The sequence below is a fragment of the Bartonella sp. AP72JLCBS genome (genome assembly GCF_042195705.1).
GTDB lineage: Bacteria > Pseudomonadota > Alphaproteobacteria > Rhizobiales > Rhizobiaceae > Bartonella.
In genome coordinates, this window is sequence record NZ_JBHIOU010000006.1 from 24,408 (window position 1) to 45,889 (window position 21,482).

Sequence of the window (21,482 nt, forward strand, 5' to 3'; positions counted from 1 at the left end):
GTTTAAAACGGATTCCATGTCGGTCTATGTGTTAATTTTAAATATCCTATATTGATACCAAGGCGTGCGCCGACTCCTGTACGTATTGGGATTAACAAGGTATTATGGTATTTTAGGACATGAAAACCAACACCTGCAATTAAATAGGCCGAACCTGAAATACCACCATAGCGTCTCCATAAATTATTTATGCCATTAAGATTGTAAACTAAGATCATTAAACGGGAGCCTTGGCCGCCAAAATCCCATCCTACTGAGGGACCTTGCCAAAAAACTTTATGTTGACCATAGCTTTTGGTAAAAACCATTCCTTCGCCATAGGTTAATCCAGCAAAAAAGGCACCAGAAGCTTCTTCTCCTAAAATATAGGCATTGGGATAACCGTATTTTGAAAAAATATTTTGAATTGCAACAGCCAGACCACTGGCTGTTTTTCCAAAAAAAATATGACCAGAATCAATAATTTCTTGGAGTGAATAATGAGGTTCGTTTTGCTCTATTGGTTTTAGTCGAGCTTGTGTAGCGTTTATGGTGATGAATAAAAGGAAGATTAAAGATATAATATTTTTGTACCAGTATTTGAGCAGAGAGAGAGCCATGGAGTTTTCTCCTTTTATTAGTGATAAACAAAAAGATAATATTAGAAATTTCATTCTATTCAAATAAAAAATAAGATATAAGGTTATTTAAATTCTTGAATTTATTTCTGAATTTTTTAGCATGATTGTTAATGTTTCCTATTATGCATCAGATGTTAAGAGTTTTTCTTTAAAATAAAGTTTGTTTTTTTGAATCTAGGAGTTTTCAATCATTATGACGTTAGATATTTCTTTGAAACCTATGGATCTTGCTGCTTTGCTTTGTAGTCGTATTTGCCATGATTTGATTTCACCTGTGGGGGCTATTCAAAATGCAATGGAGCTTTATGATGAAGGAGGAGCTGAAGAAGATGCTTTACAATTGGTGCGTTTATCTGTTGCGAGTGCTGCTGCACGTCTACAATTTGCGCGATTGGCTTTTGGTTTTGCTGGTGCAAGTGGAGGACAAATAGATACACGGACTGCAGAGCAGGTTGCTCAACAATATATGAAAGAAGAAAAAGCAACTTTAAAATGGCAAGCTTCTTCTTTATTGTTAGAAAAAGATGAAGTTAAACTTTTGCTTAATTTATTATTGATTGCAAACGCAACAGTTTCTCGTGGTGGTGAAATTGTTGTTATGATTTTGCAAGAAGAAAATAAACGTTCTTTTCGATTTGAGGTTTTCGGTAGAACTCTCCGTATACCTCCTCATTTTCTTGCGTTATTTCGTGGAGAAGTTCAAGAAGAGCTTATTGATGCACATGTCATCCAATTTTATTACACAATGTTACTTGCTCAGATGACAGAGATGAAAATAAATATTGATAAAAGTGATGGTTGTATTGTTTTAGAAAGTGTAAAAAAGCTTTGAATAAGAGAGAAGCGCTTAAGCTGTGTTGGGAAAAGTGGCTTCGATTGAACTTATGAGCGATAAGGTTATATGTGTAAATTGGGTGTGGTTACTTCTTAAGCTTTAAGCGCTTTCTATATGAGATTTTTAGTGTGCGAGTTCTCTACTTTTAACAGAGAAAAGATCTCGGGAAAAAATCTCGGCCCGCTACACTCCGAGATTTTACAATGTGCATGTTCACTGCTTAAGCGGTTTTTCGTACGTTCTCTTCAACTGGATCACGTAATACATAACCACGTCCCCAAACTGTATCAATGTAATTTACACTGGAAGAGACTGCTTCCAATTTTTTCCGCAATTTACAAATAAAAACATCGATAATCTTTAGTTCTGGTTCATCCATTCCACCATAGAGATGATTGAGAAACATTTCCTTGGTAAGGGTGGTACCTTTACGTAAAGAGAGAAGCTCTAACATTTGGTATTCTTTACCGGTTAAGTGAACAGGGCGCCCTGCAACTTCGACAGTTTTTGTGTCAAGGTTAACGGTGAGATCTCCGGTAACAATAACCGATTGTGCATGTCCTTTTGAACGACGAACAACTGCATGGATACGTGCAATGAGCTCATCCTTATGAAAAGGCTTCGTCATATAGTCGTCTGCTCCAAAGCCAAAACCACGAACCTTGTCTTCAATGGCATTCATACCAGAAAGGATTAGGACAGGAGTTTTTATTTTTGCCAACCTTAGAGTCCGCAAGACATCATACCCTGACATGTCAGGCAAATTCAGATCAAGCAAAATGATATCATAATCATAGAGTTTTCCTAAATCGATACCTTCTTCACCCAGATCAGTGATATAAACATTAAAGTTAGCCGACTTTAACATCAACTCAATGCTTTGAGTAACTGCTCTATCATCTTCAATTAATAATACGCGCATTTTAGATCCCTCACTTTGCTCCTTCACGAATCATAAGGAGCATTTCTATTTTATATCAGTTAGCAAAACCACTGTTATAAAAACAATTCATTAAATCAAACACTTATAACAAAGCGTTTATGAACATTTCAGTAGTACGCGTAACAATCACTACTAAATTCCCCACTATCCATGATAGTGGTTAACAAAATATTTTTATTTTTGAAAGAGGCTACAAAATTATTTTAGAAAAATCCTATATTTTTTAACATAATAAAAAAGGAGGGCTTTTTCTATAAACTTTAACTTAAAAAAATTTGTAAAAGAGCTTTATAAATTACTTTTTTACAATTTCAGTGTTTATTTACAGAGCTTTAAACCTCTTCAGTTTATAATGGGGGAAAAGTTAAAGAAATAGTTATTGCTCTTTAAAGCAGATTGTATTTTCAGATGCTTTAATGCAAGGCAAAAATTATTATAACTTCAAGTTAATAGACTGTTTTTGTCGGATAGATATATAACTAAGAGATATTTATTGGGTGTGAATGCGAGTTTTGAGTTGGCGCAATCAAGGAGTAGTGAGTATGAAGCCACGAGAAAATATGGTGCGATTGAGGATGTTTCAAGTGCGTGGAAAGCGCCGTGAAATTGCACAGCTTGAGATGATGATCGCAGAATTTGAACGAATGGTGTTAGAGTTGGAAGCACAGATTACTCATGAAGAACGTAAATCTGGAAACAATGATGTTCACCATTTTGCTTATTCTGCTTTTGCGCGTGCAGCGCGGCAAAGACGTGATAATCTGATCAATTCAATTCGTGATTTAGAACTTCAAAAAACAAATGCTGAAATTGCTCTCCATGAAGCTAATACAGAGCTGCAACGTGCACAGCTTTTGGAAGCACGAGAAAAGAAGATTGCTGCGGATGATAAGGATATTTTGATTCAATCTAATTCAATGGTTGGCTAATTTAATGGCTGGATGATAAAAGCAATTATTGAAAAATCCATTCTTTCAGGTTTATCTTTTGGATATAGTATAAAACAGCCAAACTTTTATCAAGTTTGGCTGTTTTATAGATTGCTTTATGTTATTAATCAATGGCAACTTAATGCCTGTAGTGTTGAATCTTGGTCGTTCGTAATCCCGCTAAACCGTGTTCATCGATTAAACTTTGCCATGAAAGAAATTCTTCTACAGTCAAAGTATAACGGTGGCACGCTTCGTCAAGACTTAACAATCCACCTCTGACAGCCGCAACAACTTCAGCTTTGCGACGAATCACCCAGCGCCGTGTTGTTTGCGGCGGTAGGTCGGCAATTGTAAGCGGACTTCCATCTGGCCCAATAACATATTTCATTTGTGTTTTTATCAAGTTGCTCATTCGTATCCTCTACCTTTAGTCAAGGACTTGATTCGTTTATAGAGCATGAAATTTAAAAAAGAGCTAAAAGCGCTGAAAGAAAAAATTAATAAAGTGATTGGGTATGTAAAAAGAAGCTCAAGTTGAAGTGTGTAGAAGAGATTCTTGCAATATTTTACCGGATTTTTCAAAAGAGAAAAAAGGTTTTCTCCTAAACGATTACCATTATGCCTTATTTCCATCATTCTTTTTTTGTTTGCAGCAGCTTTTAAGAAAGTAATGCCTATGGTTGTGGAAAGGATAAAAAAATAATATAAAGACAATTAATCGTGTAAAAGTGCTAAAGAGCGTGCATCAGAATGTCAACATATGGCTAGCCATTAAACAGAGCATTAAATAGAGAATGAATACATGTTTTTAAACAGTCTTGATTTACCAGGACAACCTGAGGATTCTCGCATTGTTGTTGCAATGTCGGGGGGGGTTGATTCATCGGTTGTTGCAGGTCTTTTGAAAAAGGAAGGGTATAATGTTATTGGCATTACGTTGCAGCTTTATGATCATGGGGAAGCAACGCATCGGGTGGGGGCGTGTTGCGCAGGACAAGATATTGAGGATGCACGCCGCGTTGCAGAAACATTAGGAATACCGCATTATGTTCTTGATTATGAAAAGCGCTTTCGCGAAGCTGTTATTGATCCTTTTGCAGAAAGTTATGCTCATGGAGAGACCCCAGTACCATGTATTGCATGTAATCAAACGGTTAAGTTTGCTGATTTATTAGCAACGGCACGCGAATTGGGGGCGGATGCTTTAGCTACGGGACATTATATTCGTTCGCGTTCCAACGGAGCGCATCGAGCACTCTTTCGTCCTCTCGATAATGATCGTGATCAGAGTTATTTTCTCTTTGCAACGACACAAGAACAGATTGATTATTTGCGTTTTCCACTTGGTGACCTTCCAAAAGCCCGCGTTCGTGAAATGGCAGCAGAAATGGGCTTTGTGGTTGCCAATAAGCATGATAGTCAGGATATTTGTTTTGTTCCACAAGGAAAATATTCAGATGTTATCGCAAAACTGCGTCCAGAAGCAGCTAATCCTGGCGTTATTGTCCATATTGATGGAAAGATTTTAGGTAAACATTCGGGAATTGTTAATTATACGGTTGGTCAACGTCGTGGTATTGGGGTGTCAACGGGTGAAGCGCTTTATGTGGTTTATCTCGATGTGGAAAATGCACGTGTTATTGTTGGACCGCGTGAAATGTTAGAAACGCATAAGCTTTTTTTACGTGATGTGAATTGGCTTGGTGATGAGTCGTTAGATAATTTCCCTTCTCAAGGTATTGAGGTGGCTGTAAAGGTGCGTTCAACGCGTCCTCCTCACCTTGCGCGCTTACATTATAAAGAAGGTATTTTTTCCGTTGATTTATTGGAATGTGAAAATGGTGTGGCACCAGGGCAAGCTTGCGTTCTTTATGATGGAAATGGTCATGAGGCGCGTATTCTTGGGGGAGGATTTGTAACACATTCAGAACGTGCAGCTGATACTGAAATGATGTTGAAGCGCGTTTTATGCAATCTCGAAACAAAAGATCCTGTTTCCTCAGAACTAAAAACAACAGCTTTATAAAGCATAGTAAATTGATTTATAATGATATTTTTTAATCTTAAACTTGAATGAGAGACTTCCGGAAGATTTTCTCATTGAAAGTTTGTTTTATGATTGAATCCATCAAAATTATATCTTCTGCACGTCATAAGCGGGGTTAGGGTGTGGAAAGTGATGATAAAGAAAATGTAAAAATGTTTTTTATCAATGCTTTCAAAGGCTAGGGAACGGCAATATTATTGGAGACTGGTAGATAACATACAACATTGGGTATGTTCTATAACTTGAAGTGTTATCATCTTTAGTGGTCAAAGTTGGTAAAATGAGCAAGTGCAATACCTGAGGCTGTGGCAACATTAAGGCTGTCAAAACCGTCAGTCATGGGAATACGTAAGGTGTTTGATTGTTGTAGTATGTGGAGTGGTAAGCCATCGCCTTCTGTTCCAAAAATAAGTGCTATTCTTTTGCTTTTGTTGGCTTGTTTGAGAGTGTGTGAGGCAGAAGGGGAGAGTGCATAAAGATGAAAGTTTTCATCGTTTAGAGCAGCTATAATGTCATCTATATCAGCGTTTTGCGTATAGGGTACTTTTAAAGCAGCGCCGGCAGACACTCTTATTGATTTGCGATAAAGTGGGTCGCATGAGGTTTTGTCGGACAATAATGCCATTACTGGCAAAGGCTGCTGCATTACGAAAAATTGATCCCATATTATCGTGATTCGAGATACCACATAAAATAAGAATCAAAGCTTTTTCTGGAAGATGTTGTAAAAAACTTTGTAAAGATGGCAGTATTTTGCGTTTACCAATACCCAGAACACCACGATGAACATGGAAGCCGGTGATATTATCCATAACTTTTTGTGGAACGCAATAAATGGGACATAGGGGCTGTGTTTTTTCTAAAAGCGGTAGAAGTCCAGAGAGACGGTTTGCTACGATGAGCAGTGAGATGGCAGAAAACTCTTTTGAGTGTAGTAATGCGGACAATGTTACTTTGCCTTCAGCAATAAATTGATGTTGCCGTCCAACAAGATCTTTTTCACGGATATTATGATAGGCTTTTAGGCGTGAATCATCTGTTTCATTGATTGTTATGATATTCAAATGCATGCGAGATTTTTAGTGCTTTTCTCTTATGATTTCCAGATGTTAGAATTTGTTTTATTTAAAAAGAAGAGATAAAAAAATATTTTTTAAAACTTATGGTAGAATTTATGTTGACAATATACAACCATAGGTATAATGTAAAAATACTGATACGGAATCATATATTTTTCTTGTATCGGGTGCAGTGTCTTGGGTCCCCGCTATTTCCCAAGTTCTGTATGCCCTTAATTTCTAAGGGAAAAGAATCTGGGTCCCCAATGCCCAGATTCTTTTTTTTTGAGGGTAATCATTATTCTTCTTTTTATATCTAAATTTTTTAGTAAATCATATTTTAAAATCCTATTGACCTGTAAGATTACCGTAGAGTGCTAAGATATTTTTTCTAAGGTGCAAAGATGGCTTATAGATGGGTTATAATGCACATCATAAGACTGAAAAATAATGCATGATCATGATAGATTTGAGCAAAAACAAGTTTTTCGTTTATGAGAAGTGAGATGGCTTTAAGTTATTCAGAAAACGATTAATAATGAAGGTTATGTGTTTGATTGCTCTTGGGAAAACTCTTCTTTCTATTATTTTCTCTCTTCTTTATTTATTGGTGCTGTTCGTGTAACTGAGCAGTTTTTACGATAATAATGGTGAGCTGAGGCGTTTATTGTATGATGAAGCTTCTGTAATATTGAGGAAAGATCGTCGTTATGCCAAAAGTATAATGATATGGTTGAAAATATTAATTCCCTATTTCGTGAAGAAAAGGATGAGGTTCATGGATGTAAAAATCAATATACAAAGCTTAACTTTATACTCTATTTTTATTGCGTGTATTGTTTTTGCTTTGAAATATTGGGCATATCACATCACAGGTTCGGTTGCACTTTATTCTGATGCATTGGAATCAATCGTTAATATTCTTGCGTCATTAGCAGCATGGTGGGCTGTTAAAGTGAGTATGAAGCCAGCAGATCATGATCATCCCTTTGGGCATCATAAAGCGGAATATTTTTCCGCAATTCTTGAAGGGGTACTCATTATTATTGCGGCAATTGTTATTTTAAGAGAAGCATGGATAGCTCTTTCTACCGTTAAATTGTTGCAGAAGCCTGGAATATGGCTTGCTATTCATCTTATTGCAACTGTTATAAACTGTATGTGGGGAATGGTTCTTATTGGGCAGGGAAAACTCCATCGCTCACCGGCTCTTAAAGCTGATGGAGTACATTTTATAACTGATGTTTTTACGTCGCTTGCAATTTTAATTGGTTTGATTGCTGGTTTTGTCGGAGGATGGGGAGCTTTAGATCCAATTTTAGCGATAATCGTTGCCGTTAATATTCTCTTACAGGGCTGGAAGGTGATTAGAAGTGCTGTTCAGGGATTAATGGATGTTGGCGTTGAATTGAATGAAAGCATGCGGATTCGGGAGCTGATTTCTGCAAATGCATCGGGTGCGCTTGAGGTCCATGATTTGCGGACGCGTGTTGCTGGGAGGGTTACTTTTATAGAGTTTCATTTGGTTGTGCCTGCTATAATGCAGGTAGGAGAAGCACATAAAATTTGTGATAAAATCGAAGCTGTTCTTCAAAAAGAATTTGATAATGTGCGTATTTCTATTCATGTCGAGCCTGAAGATGAGGCAAAATTGCCTCCTGGTACAACGGTGATCCCTTTTATATAAAAAGATTTTTTCGAATTGTCTGTTATGTTATAAGGGCTGTTTTTTATGATGGAGCGATTCATACCTCTCGAAAATACGATGATGCTCTTTTGTTGATTTTATTTTTGCATCAATCAAGTATACAAGGTTAAACAGAGTATTTAAGGCAAGATTTATTCTATTTCGTTAAAACACTGTCATTTAAGGTGTGGTGAGATAAGGCATATAAAATTTGATCTATTAAGTGTTTTTAGAGTATGAAGTAAATATTCAAAATAGGACTTACCGCTGTATTCTTTTGTAAGTGAATCTCATGAAATGATTAGCAGCTTAAATCCATTTAAGAAAACGGATTGTTTACAGACTGTTGGGAGTAGATGTTTCGTCTCTTAGGGCGAAGAGGAGTGAAGCCTTCGTAATAAGTTTAATGAGATTTAATTATAAATTTTATATAAAAGTTATGAATAGGGTTTTAAATTTTGTGATCATAGATTAATCATCATTATTGTTGCTAATAAATGTATTGTTTTATCGATACAATGGATTCTGTTTAGAGTGTTCTTTATTGCATGAAGGATGGGGACTCATTAAAGAATGAAAAAAAATAATGCTCATGTCTCTACTCTTTGAAGGATATTATTGTCGTTGCTGTAGAAAATCGCAAAGCTGAACTAAAGAATGATGCTAAAGATAGAAACTGGTTTTAATTGATGCTTTCATATTTTCATTCCAATCTGGCATCAAAATTTTACAAGGACTCGTACAGTATTGGTGCATCCTAATCATAAATATGCTTCTACATTAGAGCTATTTTAATTGATAGACAATAACAAAAAGCAAAGACTTTATAAGGAAAACAATGCTATAAAGTCAAAAATTTATATGCAATAAATTAGAGAGGTAGATTGAATTTTTATAAAATACTTTATGAAACAACACCAAACATATCTGGCTTTACTTTTACTTATTTTTACAAACGTTCGTTTGTGTTTTTTGCGTTATATTCGTAAAGATCAGATTAGCGGTAATCTAAAGATAACTCTTGGTTGAGAATATGAAAGGAAAGCGTGATACTATAATAGAGTCTTTTCTGTCTTTAATCTTTCAACCAGTAAAAGTGATTACAAATCCGTGATTTCTCCAAAAATGATTTTGTCATACCTATAAACAAAGTTAGATCAAAACGACTTTTTTCTCTTAAAACTGTAAACAAATATATTATATCCGTATAGCTTGAACGAAGTTAGATGTTTACCTGAATAACGACAGTATATATTTTAAGAATAGAGAAGATATTTCATATCGCTATGATGTTATTCAAGAGCTCTTAAAACAATGATTCCTGGTGTTTTTTCAACATAATTCATAAAAGGAGAATCAACGACTTTTTCGTTTTCTTTTCGTGAAGAAGCATTTCTTAACATTGGCCCTTTATCTGTCATGATAAAGAAGCCCACATGTGTTACATCCAATCCAGCAAGTTTCGTATAAATACCAATGAAATCACCAGACTGTAAACAACCTATAACCTCCTCATTAATAAAGTTACTTGGAATATACGTTATCGTGCGTTTCACAACTGGCAACCCTGGTAGATAGCTTTCACCATCAGCTTTTTTGTTGAGATATTTTTCTATTTTTACCGCATGGGGACTTATTTCAGCGGTAATATCAGTGGCGAGTTTATATTCTCTATAAGCCCAATCTGTAAAAAAATGTTTCCGATTTAAAAAATGAACATTACCGTTAATATAACGTGTTTTTATGACGTTATTTATGAATTCTGTTTGGGATGTTGATTTGCGCAATGCTTCAACATAATCCAGATAAGTGAAGCAATCTAAGCCTCTAAAGTCAATAATCAGTTTTTCTGGTGTATTTTCTGAGCCATGTAACACATTTGCTTGGTAAGGTGTCCCTAAAAAAGCTTCAGAAAGAAAGTCAATTAGTGCCCCTTTTTCCTGATAATTTGTTTCTGAACGTTTTTTGAGAAGAGTATTTAATTTATTTAGAGTATAGGGATCTAGGTTTACGTTGGTTGTTTGTTGTGTTTTTATTTTATTTTCTAAAATACTCTCTTGTGAATCAGAATCCTGAACATCACATCCTGTTACCAACATTAATATGAGAATTAATAGGGATATTTTTCGCATTTTATACACCATTTTTGAATTAAAAATTCATGACGAACTATTTCTAAAAGTGCTATTTTTTTAAATGCTTATCATGTTCATCTTTAGATTTAATGCTAGCATATAATCATTAAGAGTATCAATGAATATAAAGATAAAATAAGGTTCCACAAATTGCAAACGATATGAATCTTTTCTAAGATTATAGAATTAAAGGATTTTTCTCTATAATATACTTATTTTTTAATCAAAATTATTGTCAAATAAATATTTTTAAAAATATGATGAGCTTTTTACGTTGTTAAGCTATTCTGGTGTTGCTGCTTTAACTTTATAGCATATTCTGAGGGTAAGAAAATTTTTTAAGAGCTTATCTTTTAAAAGGTTTCAATTACTATAGTATATCTAACGTATCCAATGGAATTGAGATTCCTGAAAACGGTGGTATGAGAGGGGAAAATGATGTCTGATAAAATTCATCGTAATGTCTCTAAAACTATTGGAAATACTCTGTGTTTCATGAAATTTTGTTCATGAGTTTGTCGCACAAATATTTTGTTCGTATAATGCAAAAAAATTTTTATTCTTTGACAATGAGATAGCAACTAAAGATACACCAATTAAAACGTAATTTTATAGTTTTATCTTGACTCTTACTTAAATTTTTACTTTGTTATTATTTTGTATGTGAAAAGTATACAGTATAGAATACTTTTAAAAGGAAAAGGGAGTTAAAAGAGAGCGGGGGAGTCATTGTATGCGTAAAATAGTGTGTATGTTATGCAAGACCAAATGCTCAATCCGAAATTTGCTCAGCGTGGGCTCATTTTAGTGTTCATCACTTTATTGTTAGATATTCTTTGTATTGCGATCATTTGTCCTGTTTTGCCTGAGTATTTTTCTCAATTAACTGGAAAAGAGGTCAGTACATCTTTTGTAGAAAGAGGAAAATTACTTGCAGCTTATTCAGTGATGCAGTTTTTGTTTGCTCCTGTTATTGGCAATCTCTCTGATCGTTATGGTCGTCGTCCTATTTTGCTTCTCTCTATTATCTGCTTTGCTCTTGATAATCTCATATGTGCTATAGCATGGAGCTATTCTATGTTATTTATCGGACGTCTTTTGTCAGGGATAAGTGGCGCTAGTTTTGCAACTTGTACAGCTTATCTTGCGGATATATCTGATGATAAAACCCGTACACGCAATTTTGGTCTGTTAGGCATTGCATCCGCATTGGGGTTTATTTTAGGATCGTTTATTGGTGGTTTTTTAGGTCAGTTTGGTCCGCGTATTCCGTTTTATTTTGCTGTTGGTTTTTCACTCATTAATTTTATTTTTTCTTGGGTTATGCTTCCAGAAACCCTTTCTTTATGGAATAGGCGCTTTTTTGATATTAAGCGGGCAAATCCCTTAGGTGCTTTTTGGCATCTGAAACAATACCCGATGGTTCTTTGGGTGTTATTGGTCTTTTTTCTTTATTGGTTTGCGGAATCTGTATGGTTAAGCATTTGGGCTTTCATTGCAAAAGAACGCTATGATTGGAGTTCTTTTTCTATTGGACTCTCCTATAGTGTTTTTGGGATAGGCCAATTTATTGTAGTCGCTCTCATTTTGCCTTATTTTTCTAAACGATGGAGTGATTGGCATATTGTTATAGTGGGGCTTTTGTTTGCCTCCGTTGCTATGCTGGGCTATACATTCGCGACGCAGGGGTGGATGGTTTATATGGTTTGTGCGTGTACAATGCTTGAATATCTTGTTCATGCACCTATACGTGCGATTGCTTCAGCGCAGGTACCGACAAATGTCCAAGGAGAACTGCAAGGAGCGATGACATCTGTTATTTCGTTGAGTTTAACATTTGGTTCTGTTTTTTATGTGTTTCTTTTTGAATGTTTTACAGATAAAAATGCACTGTTTTATTTTTCTGGTGCTCCTTTTGTTGGAGGCTTTTTTCTTCTTGTCGTTGCGACAGTTATTTTTGCCTTGCGGGTACGTTAATTTGTTGAGAGGGGCTGGTACGTACTATTTTGCTAAAGAATGCACAAGATAAACAAAATGTATCATTTTATAGGCAGAAAGTTTTTGTGATATTTGTTTCACAAAGTGTTGTATAAAATATCGATATATCCTTCTCATTTAGTAAAAATAATTTTTTTATTTTGTGATATTGTTTGTAGAGGGGGAGTCCGTATTTTTTCTATTGCTTGCAAATTAATATCCAGTGCTAATGCAGCAGCATATTGAAAACAAAGATTAAAACGTATCTGAGTTAGATGTATCAGTATTGTATGAACAATTCCAAATTTTATATGGCAAATTGGAAGTAAAATATTGCTTATATTTGTTGGCATCACTTCTGGAATCGAAAGAAAACCTCATTTTGGAAGAATATAAAGTTGTAAAATTGAAAAGATGTTTTCTGTTTTGCTATTACTTTTTTATTCGGCTTTACAGTTTTCAAAACCATCTACGGCAATATCTTTTAAAAAGTAGAGATTTGTTGCATTGTCTCACACTTTAATTTTTTTTTATTCTTTAGGAGGAGTTATGCTTCTCATGCACAATAGAATTCTTAAAATTGTATTGTGAATCAAATGCTTATTTGAAGTTTAGACACTTTACTCTTTTTAAAAATAGTTTTTATCGATACACTTACCTTGCTTGGGGGGAGAAGCCAATGATTTGATGGATACGACCTTAAGAGAAGAGGAGGGAGAAAAATTTAAGTTATTCAGTGCGCTCTTTTTAGTTTTAGAATGATCAATAAGAATATTTATTCAATAAGTTGTAGGTATAAAAATAATATAATTGTGCGTAGGAAGATGATATAATTTAAAGGAGAGAAGTTAAAAGGTGAGGCTTTTTATTTTAAGATATTTTTTTATAATTCATAATGAGATCACTAAAATGCTGAAAGAGGTAGTGGCTATCTTGTGGTCCAGGAGAAGCTTCGGGGTGATATTGAACAGAAAAAACAGGTTTTCCAATGATTCGAATACCACAGTTTGAACCATCAAAGAGAGAAATATGTGTTTCTTGAACATGTTGTGGTAAAGAGGAAGAATCTACGGCAAAACCGTGATTCATCGATACAATCTCAACTTTTCCAGTGTTAAGGTCTTTAACTGGGTGGTTGGCACCATGATGTCCTTGGTGCATTTTCACGGTCTTTGCACCAACCGTAAGAGCGAGAAGTTGATGACCAAGACATATTCCAAAAATTGGTAAATTATGATCAATTAATGTTTTGATTGTTGGAATGGCATATTGAGCCGTAGCTGCGGGGTCTCCTGGTCCATTAGAAAGAAAAACGCCATCAGGGTTCATTGCCAGAATTTCTTTTACAGTTGTGTGAGCAGGCACAACAGTAATGCGTGCTTTTTGTGTTGCCATAAGGCGAAGAATATTACGTTTAATACCGTAGTCAATTGCAATGATATGAAGATTGTGCACATTGTTTGTACCGTATCCTTTATTCCAACTCCATGGTTTTTCATTCCATTGCATTGATGATTGAGATGTCACGTCTTTCGTAAGGTCAAGATTGACGAGACCTTGCCATTTTTGCGCACGTTTCTTTAAAGAAGGAATATCAAAGTTTCCATTAGCATCGTGTGCAATGACAGCATTTTGTGCACCTTTTTCACGAATAAGAATTGTGAGTGCACGTGTATCAATACCACAAAGTGCAATAATTTTACGCGTTTTAAGCCATTGATGAAGATTTTCATTGGATCGATAATTTGAGGGATGTGTAATGTCTGCTTTGAAAATAGCGCCAACAGCACCATGACAATTGAGAGGAGAGAGATCTTCAATATCTTCGCTATTTGCCCCTACATTTCCTATATGAGGAAAAGTAAAATTAACGATTTGTTGTGTGTATGACGGGTCTGTGAGGATTTCTTCATAGCCTGTGATGGCGGTGTTAAAACACACTTCAGCTTCAGCTATACCTGTAGCACCTGCTCCTTTGCCTTCAATAACGGTTCCATCTGCTAAGACTAAGAGGGCTGTCGGTTTTTTGATACTCCAAGGGTGGCTGGGTGAAGTCGCTTGTATCATAGTATGTATCCACAATTTATTCTCTGAAAGGTATAATGATCAACTTTACACAAAAATCATACCTTTAGCGGATGCTGTGTATATTATTCTGGTAACGTTTCGCTTGAAATAGGCAGTATAAGTACATTCCATGAAGAGGTAAAGTCTTGTTTTAGCTTTTCGAAGATCGAGTCCTTAATTATTTTTTTATTCTCCATTGCAAGATGGATAAAGATTGGTTAAAAGGCATCTTCTTCTTGAACAAAAATTGGATAAATTTATGTTGCGTAACCAGATTGATGGGGCTCTTAGGGCTGCTTTGAAAGCGCAAGATAGTGCGCGTCTTGCTACACTTCGTTTAATGAATGCTGCAGTTAGGGATCGTGATATTCTTTATTATGATGAAGGGAAGCTAGAAGTGGATGATCAGCAGATACAGTCTGTTTTCACTAAAATGCTTAAACAGCGTGAAGAATTGATGCGAGCCTATAAAGAGTCTGGTTGCTTGGAATTGGCAGAGAGAGGACAAGCAGAAATAGAAGTTATTCGTGAATTTCTTCCCTATCAACTTAAGGAGATGGAAATAGAACAGGTTCTTTGTGAAGCTTTGGCACAAACAAAGGCAGAAAAATTACGCGATATCGGTAAGGTGATGGCATGGCTTAAGGAACGGTATGCGGGGCAAATGAATTTTTCTAAAGTGTGCAATAGTCTTCGTCAAAAATTGCAATAGATCTTGTTAATTCAAGGGGATTGGAAAATATTTTTTATTGTGCGTCGCCTTTGTAAGTCAGTAGGATGTTGATAAATATCATTTATTTTTTATATACATACTATTATCAAAAAAATATTTTTTTGATATCAACGAAATTTTTTTGGCTCTTATAGAGCAATAAACATTCTTTTAAGTATTATATTTTTCTGTTCTTCAAAGCTGTTAGACCATTAAAAAACAAAAAGGTTATAGAGTTTTTACTTTTTAAAAAAAATCTATTATTCGCACTGTTAAAAATTTTTAAACAGGATGATTAAGTTAATTGATACAGATTTCCAATTTTGGCGAGTGTATTATTGTCTTTTTTGCTGTTTCAAAGCATTTGTTTGATAAAGAGTTACCGTATTTTAGAGTAGTGATTATTCAGCAAGAAATTTAAATATAGATGGTTTTATCAATATGGTGTGTATCTTTTTAATTCAAGTGCTGGTTTTAATGATAAGAAAATCAGAATTTTAGAACGTTTTTTCTAGGGAAGAGATTTTTTAAGCTGAGTTGATGAAATAAAAGGATATTTTGAAAAGAAATCTTTGTTTTTAATGTGTTCTTGAGATAATTTTGAAATTCTTTTCTCTGATTAAATCCCTTATAAGCTATATGAAATCTATAAGTTATGCAGAATAAAATGAGTAACCTCTATTTGTGGGGATACAGTGGTGAATCTGTTAAAAATAGTTCAGTTAGCAACAATGGCTTACCCGTTAACCGCAAACGGGAACGGCGTGCCCATAGCGCACCTTGTTGACCAATATGAATGTAATCGCGGGTTAATTTGTCATTGTTAAATAAATAATGTCCTAGAGGTACAGTTCCCAAATGCATCAAGGCTTGATTGTGTAGGAGGGTTTCTTGTGGAATTACAGTGCGTCCAAGGAGCCAAGGTTTATTATCTCCCATTAATATGATTTCGCGTAGCCAATAACGCGCACTTTCGGGGAGATGCTCTGCTTCTTCTGTTAATTTATCTTGCGTAATAAAACATTCGCGTTGTGGTTGAACTTGGAGGCAGGTACAATATTTCTTTAATCGAAGCGTCATCGAGCCCGATTCCATGAGCCAATCGCGAACGTTTTCTGGTATTGGAGGATTTTGATCAGAGAACCACGTTAGAGGCGGTAAGATGGAATCTTCAAGATCAGACATCGTTTTACTCCACAGCTAAAGTCTTATTCCATATGTTATGTTGGGTTAAATAGATAGCTCTATTGTAATACAAGGAGTATAAAAGCAGCAAGATTTTAACAGGAAGATATCAAAGGGAAAGTCGATTGCAAAGGTCTTTAAAAGAAGATATGCGGGAAGTATATATTATAGGATTATTTTCATTTAAAAAAGCAAAATAAAGTATTATGTTTTGTTCAAAGCGCTTTCACAATGCATTACGGAAATTTCTTTATCGCATGAGAGCAATGGGAAAAATGTTTCGTGCTTTAAAATTCGTTTGTAACGCATATAAAGAAGAGCTAAAAATTCATCTATGCAAGATGATATAAAGAGGAAATTTTAAGAGGAACAAAACTTTATTTTATACTTTAGAAAGAGAAGAGATATTCAAATCTTTTGAATTGAGATGTAAAGGAGATCGTATTCTTTATAATAAATAAGTTTATAGTAATGCATATATTTTTGCAAAATCTAAAATATATTATATTATTAAAATTTTGAAATATTACATCACATAATGTGTATTAATTTTATAATAAATTTGTATTAATATTATTAATTTTTACTTATATATTTTTATTATTAAAAATAAATTTAAAAAACATTATAATTTAATTTTTATATTTATTTTAGATACTATTTTCTTTCATAGATTAGAAAAAAATATTTATCATTTTATTCTTGCCGTCTCTCTTTATTTCTTAAGAATGTAAAAAAGCGCTTCGAGTTTTTCGGTAAAAAGGGTATTGTTGATAGAGTTTATAGGTGTTAAGCATTATACGGTAAAATCTTTAATCATCGTTAGTGATTTTTGTAACCTTATGGGTTGTTATTACAGTGAGATAAGCTGGATTTGCGCACGTGGTACAAAAATAATTCGTATTTCGTTAAAATAACGCAACATATCTCTCCTGATATGCGTAAGTTTATATAGGTATGAAATGGTGCGTTATAAAGTTCTTTACTGCATTTGGTTTTATAATACGATGATGGTGTATGCCTAAAATCGCAGCTTAAGCATCTCACCATCATATCAAAATTGGTAACAACAAGTTACAGGGGAATATTTTAAACTCTGCTCGTTGTTTCCTAGTTTTGTATTGAATCCCAAAAGGTGTAAAAAATAAATACTCTATGATCGAATTTTTTGTCCTATCCATATAAGAATACAGGCTCCTATAAAACCTGAAATAAGATAGCCAAGCCAACCAGCAAAACTTACACCTAAAAGACTAAAAAGAAAGCTTGCTAGCGCAGCGCCAATAATCCCTAAGATAATATTTAACAATATTCCTGTTTGGCTTTTCATAATATACTGTGCAGCCCAACCTGCAATCCCGCCGATAATAATAGCTGCAATCCAACCTATGTTTGCATTTTCCATGATACCCTCCTTTGCCTGAATTTAAATTGTAACTAGAGTAAACTTTGTAAAAATCAAGGTTTATTCCTTTTTTACCCAGTGGAAAGGATATTGCTTTTAGAGATTTTACTTATTACTTTCCTTTATATTAAAATAATAGTCACATTTGTATCATAATAATACTTAATAAGTATAAATATATAATACATTTTAATTTATAAACAAATTAATTAATTTAGAAATACGAATAAAATAAGAAAATATTAGTGAAAATGTTTTAAGAACTCATAAAGTGTATTTATAAGCTTTTTAAAGCTCTCTCTTAAATTGAAAAAAACAACTGTGATTAAAGCAATAAGTAAAATGGATATTTAAAAGTTTTGAGCTTGCCAATTGATATCAATGATGTTTGAAATTAAAACTGCTTTGTTGACACGTTATAGCGTGGCTGTATAGGTTTAACCTCTACAGATCTTGATATAAATATTGCATTTTTGTGGGGTTTTGTATTCCTTATAGAGTATTTCTGTTTTGCTGCTACTGTGAAGCGGTTCCCTTTTTACAAGGCGGGTTTAGGTTGGAACTATCATACTCTTGACCTACTCTTTATGTGTTTAACAGTCTTGGCTTTGAGATGGTTAGGCATTTTTACGTCTTTCTTCAAGAGTTCTATTCTACATGCTGCTTTGTTTGTAATGTGCAAGCAGATGACTTTGAGCAATTCATCATGTATAGATTTTAAATGAAAGAAACTTACGATGCAGAAAGCTCATTTAAATTGTCGAATAATAAGATATTTTGATTAAATCAATATCTTGACCATATTCAAAATTGAATAATCGATGTGATGTGTGTTTTATTCAAGTTATTTGAAAGGTTTAAGTTTTTTCTGTTTGTTCTTCAGCAGGGTTGCGTAGACGAGAACTTTGAAGAAGTCCCTGTTCTTCTAAAATGGGGTAGATCATTGAGGTCAAAAGAGAGTTGATTTGTTTAAGGTCGCGCACAGTGTCGAGATGAAGACTGGATGATTCTACATTTTTGAGATCCCCTTCACGCAGACGTTTAAAATGTTTTAAACTCATCTCTTTTTCTAAGTTTCGTAGCTGATCTTTTTTTTGTACCAATAGGTGTGCAGTGTGTGTATCACGTGAGACGAGAACGTTAAATGCTATATGCGCGTTGGCTAGTACAATGGCGTGGAAACGAAGGAGGTCACTCCAGCCCTCGCTGCTGAACTGTAAACCTTTTTGTTGTTTCTTTTTAACCAGCATCAACATATTATGAATAATGATATCGCCTGCTTGGTCTAATTTTATACAGGCGCCTAGAAGTTCTTGCGTTTGAAGAGCTTCTTCGTCAGATAATTTTTGTCCCGCTAATCGGGCAAGATAAAGTTTGATGGCGATATGTTTTTTGTCCAATATGGTGTTGAGTTGGTTGAGTTCACGAATAATATTGGGATCAGGCTTTTCATAAAGTCCCATAATTTTTTCTAGCATGATGTCTACAAGATCACAAATATGAATGACTTCACGCATGACATTCGAGAGGGCGAGAGTTGGGCGATCAAGAACACTGTCATCAAGAGCTGTTTGATCGGATAAATTGAGCGTTTTGTCGGCTTGCATTTTTTTTGCACTTATATTCACGATCTGAGTGGTTAATTTTAAAACCCATTTTGAAAGTGGTATTCCAGCAAGGAGAATGAAAACATTAAAAATGATATGGGCGTTGATCACTTGAGTAGGGGCGTTATTGCCAAGCCATGTGATGGGAGGGTGAAAGGAGAGAAATAAGATAAGTATAAGGATTGACCCTGCCCCACGCATGAGTAAATTTCCTAAGGGAACGAGGCGGGTATTAGGAGAGGCGTTGCGCGTTAAAAGTGGTGCTATAAGAGAAGAGCCAAAGTTGACACCAAGAACCATGACAACACAGAGTTGCGTATGGATAAGATCGTAGTTGGCAAAATTGACCAGCAAAATGATTCCTGCAATGGATGAATGTAAGAGGTAGGTTAAGCCAGCAGCCAACAAAAAAGTGGAAATAGGATCGGTTGAAAGATAACGAATGATGCTAGGTAAAATTTCGCTTTCACGTAAAGGTTCTGTCGCGGTACTTATCATCTCTAAAGATAAAATCAAAAGACCAATACCGATGACAATACGTCCTATTTGACGCCATTCACGTTTTTCTGTTGTCATGAAGATACAAGTGCCAATTAAAAGACACAAGGGTACAACAAGAGTGAGGTCATAGGTGAGAATTTTTACAACGATTGCTGATCCTAATTCTCCTCCACGTACAGCCATAAGTCCTGCTACTCCAGAGACAAAACCAGATTCAACGAAAGAGCCAACGAGGAGTGTTATTGCTGTAGAGCTTTGTAAAATCATTGCTGTAAAAAGTCCAAAACTTACGGCAAACAATGGTTTTGAAACGACGTGGCACATTTTATATTTAAGTCTGTCACCATAGGCGCGTTCAACTCCTGTGCGCACCATGCGTGTGGCCCAGAGAAGTAAAGAAATAGCGCCGGCAAGATGAAGGAGTACCAATGAACCATTCATGATACTTTATTCTTTCTTTGTTGTTGTGAATGTGGTTGCCTCAAATTAATAAATTGAAGTTTATTGTTTTTATTTCACTTTTGCTTTTAATACTTGATTAAAATCATAACCGCTTGGATTTTGAAAAACCTTTAGACCGAAACAGGGCAGAATGGAATAAAGGTGATCAAAGATATCGCCTTGAATTTGTTCATAGTCGATCCAAACGGTGGTGTTCGTAAAGCAATAGATTTCTAAGGGTAAACCATTTTCTGTAGGAGGTAATTGTCGTGCCATATAGGTCATATTAGGGTTGATGTTTAGATGCTGTTGTAGATAAGCAAAAACATAAGCACGAAAAGTTCCAATGTTGGTTAAACGGCGCGTATTGGCTAAGACATCATGATTTTTATCTAATTGAGCATTCCATTGATCAATTTCTGCTACTTTTTGTGTGAAATAATTTTCTAATAAATTAAATCGGGAAAGATATTTTTGTTCTTCTTTTGTGAGAAAATGGATACTTGATTGATCAATAAAAAGAGAGCGTTTGATGCGTCTGCCACCCGATTCTTGCATTCCACGCCAATTTTTAAAAGGGTCGGTCACAAGTTTACGGATAGGAACTGAGGTGATGGTGTTGTCGAAATTTTGAACTTTAACAGTATGCAAGGCAATTTCAATAACATCACCATCGGCACCGAGATTGGGGATTTCAATCCAATCCCCAACACGAACCATATCAGTGGATGAAATTTGAATACCGGCAACGAGAGAAAGAAGCGTATCTTGAAAAATTAACATGAGAACCGCGGCCATTGCACCAAGACCGGAGAAGAGAATAAGAGGGGAGCGGTCAATCAATGTAGCGACCATTAAAATTGTTGCAACAGCAAAAAGTGCAATTTTAGCAATTTGAATATAACCTTTTATTGGTTTTAGTCGTGCTGTTGGTCGTTGTTCGTAAAGGATGTTAATGACATTGAGACAGGAAGAAATTGTCAGGACGACAAAGAAGATAATGAAGGCGTTGGCAACATTACTGATGACAGTGCTAAATGCATCGGGCAATGTTGAGATAAAATTAACACCAATTGAAAGAATAAAAGCTGAAATGATATCCGCTATGTATTGAATAGCATTATTAATATCGATCGTTGTATTTTGGGGGAGAAAAGAAGAGAGTTTTTTTGCTCCGTGAATAAGTAATTTTCGTCCTAGAAAGTTCACTAAAAGGGCAGCTATAGTAAGAATAACAAGCCAAGAAATAGCCTCTAACCACGGATATTGAGCAATAAATTCGATCACTTTTTATTCTCCATTTCTAAAAATATATGCAGTTGAGGATTTA

15 protein-coding genes and 1 pseudogene are annotated in these 21,482 nt (G+C 35.0%); 6 read left to right on the forward strand and 10 right to left on the reverse strand.

Annotation, left to right across the window (positions count from 1 at the left end):
• Positions 1-2: 2 nt before the first annotated feature.
• Positions 3-599 carry a DUF1134 domain-containing protein gene (locus tag ACFILO_RS04530; protein ID WP_375677915.1) on the reverse strand — a complete coding sequence of 199 codons (597 nt, stop codon included), beginning with the start codon at positions 597-599 and terminating at the stop codon, positions 3-5.
• Between the two features lie 214 nt (positions 600-813).
• Here ACFILO_RS04530 and chpT point away from each other — a divergent pair, with 214 nt between their 5' ends.
• Entirely contained in the window at positions 814-1,452 is a 639-nt protein-coding gene (chpT, locus tag ACFILO_RS04535; RefSeq protein WP_375677916.1) for a histidine phosphotransferase ChpT, read from the forward strand.
• A 223-nt stretch (positions 1,453-1,675) separates the two neighbouring features.
• Here chpT and ctrA read toward each other — a convergent pair whose 3' ends face one another.
• Positions 1,676-2,377, reverse strand: a complete 702-nt coding sequence (ctrA, locus tag ACFILO_RS04540; protein WP_273790819.1) for a response regulator transcription factor CtrA — start codon at positions 2,375-2,377, stop codon at positions 1,676-1,678.
• A 563-nt stretch (positions 2,378-2,940) separates the two neighbouring features.
• On the opposite strand from ctrA, the gene ACFILO_RS04545 reads away from it, so the two are divergent.
• Positions 2,941-3,327, forward strand: a complete 387-nt coding sequence (locus tag ACFILO_RS04545) for a flagellar export protein FliJ (RefSeq protein WP_375606932.1) — start codon at positions 2,941-2,943, stop codon at positions 3,325-3,327.
• Between the two features lie 139 nt (positions 3,328-3,466).
• On the opposite strand, the gene ACFILO_RS04550 is transcribed toward ACFILO_RS04545, so the two are convergent.
• Entirely contained in the window at positions 3,467-3,742 is a 276-nt protein-coding gene (locus ACFILO_RS04550) for a DUF1153 domain-containing protein (protein ID WP_273790817.1), read from the reverse strand.
• Between the two features lie 390 nt (positions 3,743-4,132).
• On the opposite strand from ACFILO_RS04550, the gene mnmA reads away from it, so the two are divergent.
• Entirely contained in the window at positions 4,133-5,356 is a 1,224-nt protein-coding gene (mnmA, locus tag ACFILO_RS04555) for a tRNA 2-thiouridine(34) synthase MnmA (RefSeq protein ID WP_375621388.1), read from the forward strand.
• 280 nt (positions 5,357-5,636) lie between these two features.
• On the opposite strand, the pseudogene ACFILO_RS04560 reads toward mnmA, so the two are convergent.
• A pseudogene (locus ACFILO_RS04560) lies at positions 5,637-6,447 on the reverse strand (TrmH family RNA methyltransferase).
• Between the two features lie 766 nt (positions 6,448-7,213).
• Here ACFILO_RS04560 and ACFILO_RS04565 point away from each other — a divergent pair.
• A complete protein-coding gene (locus ACFILO_RS04565) occupies positions 7,214-8,122 on the forward strand; it encodes a cation diffusion facilitator family transporter (protein WP_375628783.1) in 909 nt (302 codons plus the stop codon).
• Between the two features lie 1,292 nt (positions 8,123-9,414).
• On the opposite strand, the gene ACFILO_RS04570 is transcribed toward ACFILO_RS04565, so the two are convergent.
• The gene (locus tag ACFILO_RS04570) at positions 9,415-10,254 is read right to left on the reverse strand and encodes a DUF1460 domain-containing protein (protein WP_375677917.1); all 840 of its coding nucleotides are present in this window, start codon (positions 10,252-10,254) and stop codon (positions 9,415-9,417) included.
• Between the two features lie 759 nt (positions 10,255-11,013).
• On the opposite strand from ACFILO_RS04570, the gene ACFILO_RS04575 reads away from it, so the two are divergent.
• The gene (locus ACFILO_RS04575) at positions 11,014-12,234 is read left to right on the forward strand and encodes an MFS transporter (RefSeq protein WP_375652689.1); all 1,221 of its coding nucleotides are present in this window, start codon (positions 11,014-11,016) and stop codon (positions 12,232-12,234) included.
• Between the two features lie 870 nt (positions 12,235-13,104).
• Here ACFILO_RS04575 and carA read toward each other — a convergent pair.
• Entirely contained in the window at positions 13,105-14,301 is a 1,197-nt protein-coding gene (gene carA, locus ACFILO_RS04580) for a glutamine-hydrolyzing carbamoyl-phosphate synthase small subunit (protein ID WP_375632319.1), read from the reverse strand.
• A 214-nt stretch (positions 14,302-14,515) separates the two neighbouring features.
• Here carA and ACFILO_RS04585 point away from each other — a divergent pair, with 214 nt between their 5' ends.
• Positions 14,516-15,013, forward strand: coding sequence for a GatB/YqeY domain-containing protein (locus ACFILO_RS04585; RefSeq protein WP_375621384.1), 498 nt, complete (start codon positions 14,516-14,518; stop codon positions 15,011-15,013).
• Positions 15,014-15,691: 678 nt separating this feature from the next.
• On the opposite strand, the gene ubiC is transcribed toward ACFILO_RS04585, so the two are convergent.
• The 4 genes from ubiC to ACFILO_RS04605 all read right to left on the reverse strand — a co-directional run bounded on the left by ubiC (position 15,692) and on the right by ACFILO_RS04605 (position 21,439).
• Positions 15,692-16,198, reverse strand: coding sequence for a chorismate lyase (gene ubiC / locus ACFILO_RS04590; RefSeq protein WP_375621383.1), 507 nt, complete (start codon positions 16,196-16,198; stop codon positions 15,692-15,694).
• Positions 16,199-17,351: 1,153 nt separating this feature from the next.
• Positions 17,352-17,603: a GlsB/YeaQ/YmgE family stress response membrane protein gene (locus ACFILO_RS04595; RefSeq protein ID WP_375611967.1), complete on the reverse strand. Its 252-nt coding sequence runs from the start codon at positions 17,601-17,603 to the stop codon at positions 17,352-17,354.
• Between the two features lie 857 nt (positions 17,604-18,460).
• Positions 18,461-20,152 carry a Na/Pi cotransporter family protein gene (locus ACFILO_RS04600; protein ID WP_375613347.1) on the reverse strand — a complete coding sequence of 564 codons (1,692 nt, stop codon included), beginning with the start codon at positions 20,150-20,152 and terminating at the stop codon, positions 18,461-18,463.
• Positions 20,153-20,221: 69 nt separating this feature from the next.
• On the reverse strand, positions 20,222-21,439 hold the full coding sequence (locus ACFILO_RS04605; protein ID WP_375673851.1) for a mechanosensitive ion channel family protein: 1,218 nt from the start codon (positions 21,437-21,439) through the stop codon (positions 20,222-20,224).
• Between the last annotated feature and the right edge of the window lie 43 nt (positions 21,440-21,482).